This is a genomic window from Clostridium sp. CF012, from assembly GCF_018861755.1.
Classification (GTDB): domain Bacteria; phylum Bacillota; class Clostridia; order Clostridiales; family Clostridiaceae; genus Clostridium_AD.
Genome location: NZ_JAHLEF010000023.1, coordinates 1 through 12,401, shown reverse-complemented (window position 1 = coordinate 12,401; position 12,401 = coordinate 1). Strand labels below are relative to the sequence as shown.

Below are 12,401 nucleotides of genomic sequence, written 5' to 3'. Positions count from 1 at the left end.
TTTATCTTTTTCCACCTGTAAGTCTTATTCTTGGATCAATAACTGTATATAATATATCAGACATAAATACACAAAATAGATACATAGCCGCAGTTAATACAGTGTCTGCCATAATTATTGGAAGATCTAAACCTTGTACCGCTTGTATAAAATAAAGTCCAACTCCCGGTATAGAATATACTCTTTCAATAAAAAACGATCCCGTTATACACATAACAACACTCATGGGAAGAACTGTAACTATTGGTATCATTGAGTTCCTCATTATATGTTTAGCTATTAATCGCTTACTTGATAATCCTTTAGACTTTGCAGTTAGTACATAATCTTGATTAATAACATCAAGCATAGAAGTTTTTAAAAGTCTTGAATAATATGCAATATACCCAAAACAACCTGCTAAGGTAGGCAGAATTGTATATTTCCATCCACCGAACCATAAATCATTACCCTTAGGCCACCCTATTATTGGGAACCATCCAAGATTTCCTCCGAACCATTTTTGAAGTAATAACGCAAATACGAAGGAGGGTACAGAAATAAGTAAAACAGCACTGCTTATTACGGCATAATCTATCCATGTCCCTCTTTTCATAGCTGCAAGAATTCCTAGTAAAATACCAAGAGTCATTCCCAATACCATTTGTTGTATTCCAAGCCTTGCAGAGGCTGGTAGCTTAGTGTCTAGTATAGTTCCCACAGTTTGTCCAGGGAAAATTATAGATTCACCAAAGTCACCTCTTAACATACCCGTAATACACTTAACATATCTTGTTCCAACTGGCTTATCATATCCGTATTTTTTATACACGGCTGCTTTTATGTTTGGTGGTAATTTTTCTACTTTTGAAATTAGAGGGTCACCTGGCACCGCTTGCAATAAAAAGAAAGTAGCTGTTGCGATGATAAAAAGCGTAAGTAACATTTCCACAAATCTTCTAATAGTATAATGAATCATGAAACTCTCTCCTTTTTAAATAACGCACAGGGATCTTAATGACCTCCTGTGCATATTATTTTAATTACTATTATCTACCTGAAGTGTATGCCCATCTCCATTCATAAGTAGGTCCAAAATCAGGATACATGAAATCTTTAACATAGTTTTGTAGGCATCTTCTTGTATCTCCATAATAAACTGGAGCGAAAGCAATATCATCTTTAACTAGTATTTCTTCTAGTTTTTGATATTGTTTCAATCTGCTTGCAGGGTCTACGTCAGTAGTAAGATCATTAATTATTTTGTTGTAAGCTGGGTTACTAAACTTCAAAACGTTAATATCCCCTGTGCTTGCAAAGAAATCTAGGAAGTTTATTGGATCGTCGAAATCTCCAAACCATCCACTCTCTATAACATCAAATTTCGAATCTTTTTTAGCTTGAACCAGAAGTCCCCAGTTTGCAAATACTTCTACTTCTAGATTTATTCCTAAATTCTTTTTAAATTCTTGCTGCCACCATTCATTACCTTGCTTTGCAACGGCAGATGTTCCAGTAGTGATATATTTAATCTTTATCTTGCTTAAATCAGTTGTATCCTTTCCAAGCTCTTTAAGTCCTTCTTTAAATAATGCTTGAAGTTTTTCAGGCTTGTTTACATATTCAGTTGCTAGATCTTTTAATGGTTCTTTAGTTGCATCTCTGAACACATCTTTTCCAGATTTTATTGTCTTTGGAATCCATGCATAAGCTGCAGTGTATCTACCTTGAAGTGTTTTTACATAGTCTTCTCTGTCAAAGGCTAATGACATTGCAAGTCTTATCTTTTTATTTGACATTAATCCGCTTGGACCACCCTTATTATTGAAGCCTAAGTACTCAGTATTTGCTTTTTCCCCTGAGTCAAATACGAATTTACCTTCTTTTGCCATTGCTTTCCACTTTTCAACATAATCTTGTTTAGCTCCAGTAACATCTAATTGTTTACTTTCAAATAATTGAGCTTGAGTTGAGACTTCAGGTATTTGCTTCATCTCTACAGTTTTAATGTATACGTTTTCAGTATCCCAATAAGTAGGATTCTTTTCAAATGTCAAACTGTTTTCTTTTACCCAGTCCTTTATTATATAAGGTCCACAATAAACTTGTTTTGTAAAGTCTGTTTTCCAATTTTCTCCACCTTTTGCTATAACATCAAGTCTTATTGGAAAGAAACAATTCATTGCTAATTTTTTCTCGAAATATGGTGTAGGTTTAGCTAAAGTTATAACTAAGGTTTTATCATCTTTAGCCACTACCCCAAGATCTTCTGGCTTTCCAGTACCAGCGTTTAAAGCTTCAGCACCTTTTATTTCATATGCGAAGTAGGCATATGCAAAGGCATTATCCTTATTCAACAATCTTCTAAATGAATCTACGTAGTGCCCAGCAGTAACTGGAACACCATCGCTCCATTTATAATCTCTTAAGTGAAAAGTCCAAGTTAATCCATCCGTAGATATTTCCCACTTTGTAGCTCCTGCTGGTATTATAGAGTCTTTTCCATCTACTTTCTTCACTCTTGCTAATCCTTCTTGAAGCGCATTTATTGCTGTGAAAGCATCCATGTCTTGTGCCTCATTTGGATCTAGCGTAACTGGTTGAACCAAGATTAAATTTAAATGTTGATCATCATCCTTTTTAGCCTCTGTGCTAGTTTTTGTTGTGTCAGCATTTGTTGAAACTGCTGCTTTGTCTTTTTTACACCCCGTAAAACCCACTGCAATAGTTAACAGAAGTGTTGATACTAGCAGTAAGCTAAGCATCCTTTTTGTTTTCATTTTATACCCCCCTTAAAATATTGATAACCTTTATATAGACCTTACACTAGTGTAAGAGAATATATCCTAATGATTTTAGCACTTTAATTATTACCCCAATTAATTATGTAGAAGTATCATAACCATAATAATTGCATTATCGGTTATTTTTTACAGTAAATTTTACTAAAATACTCTATATTGTTTTAGTGCTTTAATTCTTACCTCCATTGATTACATAGAAACATCACAACCATAATAATTGCATTATTGATGATTACTCGAAGTAAATTTTACTAAATTATTCTATTATATTCTATAATATAGGTTAATTTACCAACTTGCAATAGTAATATATAATAAATATTGAAAACCTTCGTATAGCCCTTACGCTAGGTGTAAAGGCGTATATCCTAATGATTTTATCACTTTAATTCTTACCTCCCCATTAATTATATAGAAACATCATAACCACAATAATCGCATTATTGGTTATTAATTACAGTTAATTTTACTAAATTATTCTATTATATTCTATAATATAGATTAATTTTCCAACTTGCAATAGTAATATAAAAAATTTTTAACAACTATCCAAGTACTATATAATTTTTATTCCTGCAGAATTTTTTATAAGCTTTTTGATGAGCTAATATTACTGCTTCTCTTTTAAACAAAAGCTATGTTTGTTCCATCCATTATGATTTTTTATCCCTTTATTTTATGGCGGAACACTGCTTTAAAAGTGGCTCATATATTTAAATTGGTCATGTTTAGTTATTTAGAATGATTGTATTTGTTAGTTTAATAGCTAGCATTTTAAAATTACTAATTCAAACCCATGCTTTTTGAAGATAATATCAATGTAAGAGATTATAACGTCTTAAAAGCGGCCGCTGTTGAAGGTTTCTTTAAAGAAGAAGACCTAACTGAAATTAATGAAATGAATGTCCTTATTTATGAAGGTATGTTGTCTAGATTGTTAAGTGGGAAAAATGACTATACAGTAGAAATTGCAGTTGAAAAGACTTTAACATATATTAAAAGAACCCTTAAGGCTTATAGAATTGATATCAAGTAACCCTTAATTATTAGATTTAGCTCATATTGCACTTTCTCCCAAGCAAAAATCCCAAAAGCACAGACTTGATAACCTCTGCTTTTGGGATTCATTTTTAATAAAAGTATTTAGGTCTAAGATTAGTTGGTTAGTTTCTATATATGCTTTTCCCATTCCTGTGGTATTGTAAATTACTTTTTCATCAGCAGATATATAAAATATGGTGCTCCAATTATAGATACAACTATTCCTGCTGGTATTCCGTTAGGTTCTATCAAATGCTGACCAACAGTGTCTGCAAATAAAAGCAGCCAACCACCTATTAAAATCGCTATTGGAATGAACATTTGATTTCTATATCCAACTAAAGCTTTTGCTATATGAGGAGCCATAAGACCAATAAATGATATGCTGCCTGTGACAGAAACAGCGGAGGCTGAAAGTGCCACTGCTGATAAGAGAAGCTGAATCCTCTCTCTTTCGATGGATATCCCCACACCCACAGCCACATCTCTGCTTAGCCTTATAATATTTAATTTATTTGCCTTATACAGAGTAAAAGGAATTAGAATTAATAACCATGGAAGAATTGCCAGCACAAAAACCCAGTCAACTCCCCATACATTTCCCGATAACCACATAGAAATAAACTCAACTTTGGTCCTTTCCGCCGATGATATTATAACTATCATCAGTCCTGATAGGGCCATTGAAAAGCCAACTCCTAAAAACACTAATCTTATAGGCTGTACCCCATGACCTTTTCTGTAGGAAAGTACATATATAATTATAGCTGCGATCAGTGCTCCAATGAAGGCTACAAAAGGAATCAAATAAGAAAATTCTTTTGCATTTATTGGCACAAATAAGAAAAAGACAGTCACTGCAACTCCTGCACCGGAATTTATTCCAATGATGCCAGGGTCAGCTAATTCATTTTGGGTTATGCCCTGTAAAATTGAACCAGATAATGCTAGAGCCATACCAGCTAGTAGCGTTATTGCTATTCTGGGAAGTCTTAGTTCAAATAATACAAACTCATCTTTCATGGTGCCTCGGCCTAAAAGAGTTGGGATCAAACTATCATAAGAAAGAGAGGAAGCTCCAATTCCCATACTAAGTATTATAGTTAAAATTATAAGCAACAATAGTGACAATAAAACAATCCTTTGCTTTCTAAGCCGAGATTTATCTATAATCATCAGTTCTTTCCTCCTTTATGCACAATAAATAAGAAAAATGGCAACCCTATTACAGATATGATTGCAACCACAGGAGTCTCATAAGGTGCACTTATAGTGCGACCTAATGTATCAGCAAAAAGCATAAGTGTAGCTCCAAAGACAGCTGATATAGGAATCACAAATCTATAATCCCTTCCAACGACAAAATAGGCAATGTGAGGAACTATAAGTCCTATGAATACTAAATTTGATGCAAGAGCTACGGCAGCTCCTGCCAGAAGAATTACTACAATGAAAAGAAGAGCTTTCACTGCGGTAGTCTTTTGTCCAAGCCCTACTGCGACCTCTTCACTTAACGATAATATGGTCAATTGCCTGGAAAGAACTATGGCTGTAATTATACCAACTAAAATAAATGGAACAATTATAGCAAGCTGATCCCATGAGGTACCTATAAGTCCGCCAGATGTCCACATTGTTACATCCTTTGATACTTTAAAATAAATCTGTATCCCCTGGGCAACTGCATATAAAAATGTCGATACTGCTGAACCTGCCAAGACTATTCTAAGTGGTGAAAAACCGCCTTTTTTTGAAGCGCTTATACCAAAAACCAAAAACACTGCTACTGCTGCACCTATAAAGCAGGAAATCAAAATCACCACGTAATTGGCAGAAGGCATAAATACGATAATTATTGCAAGGGCTGCATTTGCCCCAGCTGTTAGTCCTAGAAGTCCTGGATCTGCCAATGGATTTCTGCTAATACCTTGCATTATAGCTCCTGAAACTGCTAATGCTGCACCAACAAATATTGCAGCAATCTCTCTTGGAAGCCTTATTTCTCTTATTATTAAAATCTTATCACTCTTTATGTTCGTGGTTATTGCAAGCAACACATCTTTAATTGATACTTCTGCGGCGCCAAGTATCATTGAAAGCATAAATGCAAATATGAATAATATTACTACGATTAAAAATTTAAAACTAAAACTTTTGAATCCCTTGCTTTCTTTCATCTTAAATCATGCCTTTCTCCGTATAATTAAAGAAGAGGAATTCTTCAAGCTCTGAATCCCTCGCCTATAATAAAAAGGATTTATAATCTAAATAAAAACGATAATCTGTTTTTATCTGTTTTCTTAGTCCTACTTAATTCCTGAAAAATATTTAATAAATGTATCTAATTGATAATCTAGAGAAATTGGATCATTAAAGTAAAATCCATTAGCTTCAACTTCAAGAACTCTATTGTTCTTAACTGCTGGAATATTTTTATAAGTATCTGTTTTCTGGAAAGAGTTATCTCCTGCAGAATTCTTACAGAACACCATGTAATCACCAGCATATTGTGGAAGAACTTCTGAAGATATTGCATAGTATCCTGGTTTTAAAGCATTTTCTTCAACTTTTTTAGGAATTTTTAATCCCATTTCCTTATATAGGATTTCAGTTCCTCTTCCCCAATTGTTTCCGTAAACATAAAGTTGCTTATTATCTCCCTCTATAACAGAAACAGTTGCATCAGCACCTATTTTCGCTTTGATGTCTTCTCCAGCTTTCTTTGCTTTTGCTTTAAAATTATCTACCCATTCCTTAGCTTGCTTTTCTTTATTCATAAGTTTTCCAACTTCTATATACTGAGCCAGATAATCAAGTTTACCATATGTAAATGAAACTGTTGGAGCTATCTTTGCAAGTTTATCAAGGTTTTTACTTGTTGATCCTGCAATTATAAGATCTGGTTTTAATTCAACTATTTTTTCTATGTTCTCATCTGAAACTTCTACGGCGTTAGTTAAGTACTGCTTATATCTTGGATTACCCATTGACCATTCCTCTACTCCTAGAATATTTCCGCCTAGAGCCATCACATGACCTGATAAAGTACCATATAATACTACTATACGCTGAGGATTTTCTGGAACCTCAATAGCACCGTTTTCTGATTGATATGTATTAGTTTTACTTACAACTTCTGAGGATGTTGTAGTTTCAACCTTTGAGGAATTCTGCTTACTGCACCCACTAATAATTAGAACAATTATTAGCAACATTGGAACAAGTATTTTTTTCAATTGTTTCATCTCCTTTAATTAAGCTATATGTTATACACATAGGCTTTTTAGTTCTTGGATCGATACCTATTTCAGCATCAATATTAAATACTTCCATAAGCACTTCCTTATTTATCACTTCTTCACAGCTTCCTGCTTTCACTATCTTTCCATCCTTTAGTGCCACGATATAGTCAGCAAATCTCGCCGCTTGATTTAAATCATGAAGCACCATTACAATAGTACGCTGCTGCTGTAAATTCAGTTTTTGCAAAAGCTCTAACACCTCCAGCTGATGAGCCATATCTAAATAAGTTGTAGGTTCGTCAAGAAAGATAATATCTGTTTCTTGTGCTAGAGCCATTGCAATCCAGACTCTTTGGCGCTGACCTCCTGACAACTCATCTATTGACCTATATTTATAATCCATAGTTCCTGTGACCTCTAATGCCCACTCAATAACTTCATAGTCTTTCTTGGAAAGCCTGCCAAAGCCTTTTTGGTAAGGAAAACGTCCATAAGAAACTAATTCTCCTACAGTTATACCATCAGTACCTTCTGGTGTTTGTGGTAGGATTGATATTTTTTTCGCCAAAACTTTTGTATCTTCTTTCAAAATATCTTTTCCATCTAAAACAATAGTTCCAGTTTTAGTTGAAATAATACGTGTTATAGCTTTAAGCAAGGTAGATTTTCCACAACCATTTGCTCCTATAATAGTCGTTATTTTTTTTTCAGGTATTTTTACACTTAGATCCTTTACAATCAAATGATCCCCGTAGCCAATAGATATATTTTCTGTATATAGACGCGTCAATTTATCCCTCCCACTTTTAATTCTTATTTTCAATTGAAAATGATAATCTTTATCACCTTTACATTCTACTTGCTTTCTAAATCAATGTCAACAATAATTTCCAATTGAAATTTAAATTCAAGTATAATTTTAATGTCCATCCATAGGGGTATGCATTTATTTCTATTCAATGCAAACTTTTGTGTTTTCAAGCTCAATTTTCACACTGCATTTTACCAAAAAACAACGAAAACCCCTGAATTCAAGGGTTTTCCATTGTATCAAAATTGTTGTTTATGTATGTCTAATAACTATGATTTTGATACAATTTAGCGACTTTTTTAATGGAGCTTATGATTTTAATATCGCTAAATTGTATGGGGTAATAAACATCTAGACAATCGTCTATACCCCGTCCCGCGAACGGTCAGAATTATTTGCGGACTTGCTGGGTTGTTCTCTATCTTCTCCCGCAAGCGTTTGATGTACACGGTCAATGCATTGTCATTGACAAACTCGCCCGCCGCGTCCCGCAATTCGTCAAGTAGCCTGCCCCTCGTGATAATACTTTTGTGGTTGCTAATAAACACCAGCAACAAGCGGTATTCTAATGCTGAAAGGAAAACTTCGTTGCCGTTTTTTTTCACAACACCGCTTGCCGTATCGACATAAAGCCCGCGGATTTCAAAAGCCGACCCAGAACGCCCGCTTTTTCGCAAGGCGGTTCCAATTCGCGCAATCAATTCAGGCGGACGAAAAGGCTTGGTGATATAGTCGTCCGCGCCCATGTTCAGCCCGGTAACAACACTCCCCTCATCGCCGTAAGCCGTCAGAAAGATAACGGGAATATCTTGCATTTCTTTGATTTCCGTGCAAACCATAAAGCCATTTCCGTCAGGCAAAGAAATATCAATCAACGCCAAGTCAAATTTATTCCCGGCAAGCGCGGCAATGGCTTCACCCCGCGTAGGGGCGTGGGTGACTGCAAATTTCTCCGTGCGGAGCAAAAGCATAAGGTTTTTAGCGATTGCCTTATCGTCCTCAACCAAAAATATCCGTGGCATTAGTCAGACCTCCTTTTCCTTATCCATTCTTGCAAGTCGCCTAAATCTTCGTCAGTCAATTCCTTGTCTTGATGAAGCGTCGATAGCAGACTGATAAATGAATTTTCATGGTATTGCTCAACAAAATTCCCAGTTTCAAATTGGAGATAATCTTCCTTTGAAACGAGTGAATAATACCGTCTTTCCATTGATACTCACCTCCTATAGTCTAGGTCGTGGGTATTTTTGCGTCCCACACTATAAAAGGCGATTGAAAAAAAGATTAACTTTACTATACATTTATCCCAAATTTAAATATTTAAAACAATTTTCATAAATCTAAAGTTTGTAGATGTTTTATGTTTACATATTATTGATCATTTAAACGTAAGCGTCAAAAATTCTCCGTATGTATTTTCAGGAAATTCTTTGATAAACTAAATCCAGTAGTAAGAAGCAAGTGCTTTTCTACCGGATTTTATTTTAATCTTTTTTGCCATGAAGATTCCTATTTTGAAGTTTTACGGTTTCAGGTAATTCCTTGGACCAAGGCATATATTTTAATAGCGTATTGTTATCCTTGTTTTCTAAATTACACAACACATCCATTAAATACACTAAATACTTTTCTACCACTAACCCATTTGCCTTAGCCGTTTCTACTACACTATATATTGTTGCACTTGTACACATAAGCCAGTTTTTTCTACCAACAACGAAAGGTTTTATTGCTCTTTCAGATGTATTATTATCAATTTCTAAGGATCCATTAGTTAAAAAAATTCTGAAACTCGGTAATAGCTTTCGGCTATATTCTAAGGCTGCGCCTAATGACTTTATAAATTCTTCAATAATCGGTGCTGATTTTTCAAGTCTTGTTTCATAGCGCTTTTCATAGTAATCATCTTCACCAGCATATTTCTCTCTTAAATCTTTTTCGATTTTATAAAGTTGCTCGCAAAAATTAAACCCTATAACTGCTCGTGAATTTTTTAGGGCTTCTTTATCTAGTTTTGTAACTATATCAAAGTATTTTCTCCTAATATGAGCCAAACAGTATAGCCTTTTTACATTTTCTACATAATTATAACCGGCGTAACCATCTGTTTAAATTATTCCAGAAAACCCCTTTAAAAATCCTTTCGGGCAGGAGCTTGATCTTGTCTTTTGATAGTCATACAAAATGATTGGATCTTTATATTCACCAGTTTTGTATAAACACATATATTTTTTAGCCTTGGAATCTTCTCCCTTAGAGTCGACAACTACTACGGTTGTTTCATCGGCCTGGACATAATGGCCTTTTAATAGTTCCTCCTCGTGTCGTAGACAGGTTCAAACTCTTTTGCAGCACCCATTATCCAATTGGACAACGTTTGCCTAGAAAGATTTGCACCAAGCATATCGAAATAGGCTTCCTGTCTATAAAGAGGTATCGCATATTGATATTTAAGATTTATCATATAACTTATTAATTCATTGGATGCCATGCTTTTATATAGAAAGCTGTTAGGTGCTTTTGTAGTAATTATATTTGCTTTACCCTCAACTTCTTCGCAGGATTTACAAGCGTAGCTATAGGTTATATGTTCCTATATATATATCTCTCCGCTGGTTTATATTTTAGAATTTCCTTTGATTTTGTACCTATAACAACTAATTGTCCATTGCACTTATCACAATTAGTTTTATCTTTATCTAACTTATGCTCGATAACTACTCTTTCTAAATTATCGAGCTTGTCTTTCTTTCCTACATAAGAAGAGTACATTTGCTAAAATTATAGATAGTAAGAATAGGAGGTCATCTATAATGGCACAAGAAATTTAATGATGTAACCTGGAGAGGTATTTTAGAAAAGTTTTCTTCTTATGAAGGAACTGTAACCAGTTTTTGTAAAGAAAATAATATTAGCAAGAGCCAGTTCTATTATTATAAAAATAAATTTGAACAATCAAGCAAACCAACATTTCATGCTATAGTAATAAATAATGAAGAATCCAACTTCAAAACAGTAAACAATTGTGTGAAAGGATATAACGACATAAGAATCGAGATTGGTAAAGCTATTATATATATACCGGCAAATGAAATAGCACTATTATCAAATATACTGAGAGAACTAAGTAAATCATGCTAAATATTGATAAGATTAATACTGTATATTTAGCTTGCGGCGTAACAGATTTAAGAAGAAGCATACATTAACTATCTATGCGTCAATTCTTTTACGCTTACAATCAAAGTACTTAGGAGATAACTTCATATTTCTTATTTAAATAGAAATTGTTGCACATTTTTTTTGAATTACGACATAAAAATACCGTAAAATCCATTTCTGAATAATACGGTATTCTATAATTACATATCTACTTTAATATTAAAAAATGCAATTAAAATTTCTTGTACTGCATTAATCAAATCATTAAATCTTTCTATAAGCCATTTATCAGCTTCCTTAGCTTCATTACTAGTTAAAATACTATTTGAAAATATTAATTTAGGTTCTTTATTTTGATTAAAACTTACACTGAGAACACCAATCATCAATTCTTTTCTATGCTCAATAATATTTCTTAAGGCCTCTTGCTCTCCATCTTTACCATATGGAATTTTCAAAGGGAACAAAATATCTTTATGTTTTTTAATTGCTACCCGTACCCTGGCAGCTCTGGTATTTGAAGTTTCGATTTCTTTTAAAAAATTATTCAGTTGGTAAAAATACTTAATCTTAAATTCAAAATAGTACGCTAGAAACCAAGTCAATCTATCAATAAGCATTTGAGAATGAGTAATAAAATTCTCGAATTCGTATGTTATTTTATTGTCAGTCGGATAACAAATTGCACATGTTTCTTCATCCACAAGTTTTATTTGTTCTATAGCCTTCATTTTCAAAAATTCTGTGTAATTCAGGAAGATATCTAAACTATAAAAAGTTGCCTTAATTGAACCTTGAACTCCTCCATATACCCTGTCATAGAATTCATCAATATCATTATTAGAACTTCTTGTATTTACTTCATCAAATGGGCTACCTTCACTCTTATTCACATAAGCGTTATAAATTGCACTAAATATAGTATCAATATCATGAGATAAAAAAACATCTAACTTTTGGTATATTTCGCTATCATTTTTATGTCTAGATATATCTGAAAAATGATTTGTTGTTTTCAAAACACCTCGCTCCTTCATGAAATTATTTTAAAATATTATACCATATCTTTATACAAAAGCTATTTTTCGAGCAATTTATTCTACTTTATAATACCGTATTATTCAGTTGTCAAAGATCACTTTTTCTATTTTAAATCTCAATAGTTACTTCGTAATATTCTCATATTGTTCAACAAACTTCCTACACACGCATTCTACTTCCTTTTATAAAAAAATACCTCGGCTATTACCCGAGGCCACTGAAAAACTATAAGAAACGTCATCAATTTTGAGATGACGTTTTTTTTGAGCAATTTTTTAATTCAAAAAGGATTTTTGATGTTTATGTCGAATATGTATAGTA

At 33.5% G+C, this 12,401-nt stretch carries 11 protein-coding genes and 1 pseudogene; 1 reads left to right on the top strand and 11 read right to left on the bottom strand.

Features of this window, described 5'->3' with window-relative positions:
• Position 1: 1 nt before the first annotated feature.
• Together KPL50_RS17630 and KPL50_RS17625 are read right to left on the bottom strand one after the other, a co-directional pair.
• On the bottom strand, positions 2-958 hold the full coding sequence (locus KPL50_RS17630; protein ID WP_216299861.1) for an ABC transporter permease: 957 nt from the start codon (positions 956-958) through the stop codon (positions 2-4).
• Between the two features lie 70 nt (positions 959-1,028).
• Positions 1,029-2,759, bottom strand: a complete 1,731-nt coding sequence (locus KPL50_RS17625) for a peptide ABC transporter substrate-binding protein (RefSeq protein ID WP_216299859.1) — start codon at positions 2,757-2,759, stop codon at positions 1,029-1,031.
• A gap of 820 nt (positions 2,760-3,579) precedes the next feature.
• Here KPL50_RS17625 and KPL50_RS17620 point away from each other — a divergent pair.
• Positions 3,580-3,819: a hypothetical protein gene (locus KPL50_RS17620; RefSeq protein WP_216299858.1), complete on the top strand. Its 240-nt coding sequence runs from the start codon at positions 3,580-3,582 to the stop codon at positions 3,817-3,819.
• Positions 3,820-3,989: 170 nt separating this feature from the next.
• On the opposite strand, the gene KPL50_RS17615 is transcribed toward KPL50_RS17620, so the two are convergent.
• The 9 genes and pseudogenes from KPL50_RS17615 to KPL50_RS17565 form a co-directional block, all read right to left on the bottom strand.
• A complete protein-coding gene (locus KPL50_RS17615) occupies positions 3,990-5,000 on the bottom strand; it encodes an iron ABC transporter permease (protein ID WP_216299857.1) in 1,011 nt (336 codons plus the stop codon).
• Positions 5,000-6,001 (bottom strand): iron ABC transporter permease, encoded by a 1,002-nt coding sequence (locus tag KPL50_RS17610; RefSeq protein ID WP_216299856.1) that lies wholly within the window; start codon positions 5,999-6,001, stop codon positions 5,000-5,002. The genes KPL50_RS17615 and KPL50_RS17610 overlap by 1 nt, the downstream gene beginning before the upstream one ends.
• A 129-nt stretch (positions 6,002-6,130) precedes the next feature.
• On the bottom strand, positions 6,131-7,060 hold the full coding sequence (locus KPL50_RS17605) for an iron-hydroxamate ABC transporter substrate-binding protein (RefSeq protein ID WP_216299855.1): 930 nt from the start codon (positions 7,058-7,060) through the stop codon (positions 6,131-6,133).
• A complete protein-coding gene (locus tag KPL50_RS17600; RefSeq protein ID WP_216299854.1) occupies positions 7,011-7,856 on the bottom strand; it encodes an ABC transporter ATP-binding protein in 846 nt (281 codons plus the stop codon). Before KPL50_RS17600 ends, KPL50_RS17605 begins: the two co-directional genes overlap by 50 nt.
• A 347-nt stretch (positions 7,857-8,203) precedes the next feature.
• Positions 8,204-8,899: a response regulator transcription factor gene (locus KPL50_RS17595; RefSeq protein ID WP_216299853.1), complete on the bottom strand. Its 696-nt coding sequence runs from the start codon at positions 8,897-8,899 to the stop codon at positions 8,204-8,206.
• Positions 8,899-9,087, bottom strand: a complete 189-nt coding sequence (locus KPL50_RS17590; RefSeq protein WP_216299852.1) for a BlaI/MecI/CopY family transcriptional regulator — start codon at positions 9,085-9,087, stop codon at positions 8,899-8,901. The genes KPL50_RS17595 and KPL50_RS17590 overlap by 1 nt, the downstream gene beginning before the upstream one ends.
• Positions 9,088-9,361: 274 nt before the next feature.
• A pseudogene (locus KPL50_RS27135) lies at positions 9,362-10,341 on the bottom strand (IS66 family transposase).
• Positions 10,342-10,460: 119 nt separating this feature from the next.
• Positions 10,461-10,649 carry a hypothetical protein gene (locus tag KPL50_RS17570; RefSeq protein WP_216299850.1) on the bottom strand — a complete coding sequence of 63 codons (189 nt, stop codon included), beginning with the start codon at positions 10,647-10,649 and terminating at the stop codon, positions 10,461-10,463.
• Between the two features lie 590 nt (positions 10,650-11,239).
• A complete protein-coding gene (locus KPL50_RS17565) occupies positions 11,240-12,058 on the bottom strand; it encodes a hypothetical protein (RefSeq protein WP_216299849.1) in 819 nt (272 codons plus the stop codon).
• Positions 12,059-12,401: the final 343 nt, after the last annotated feature.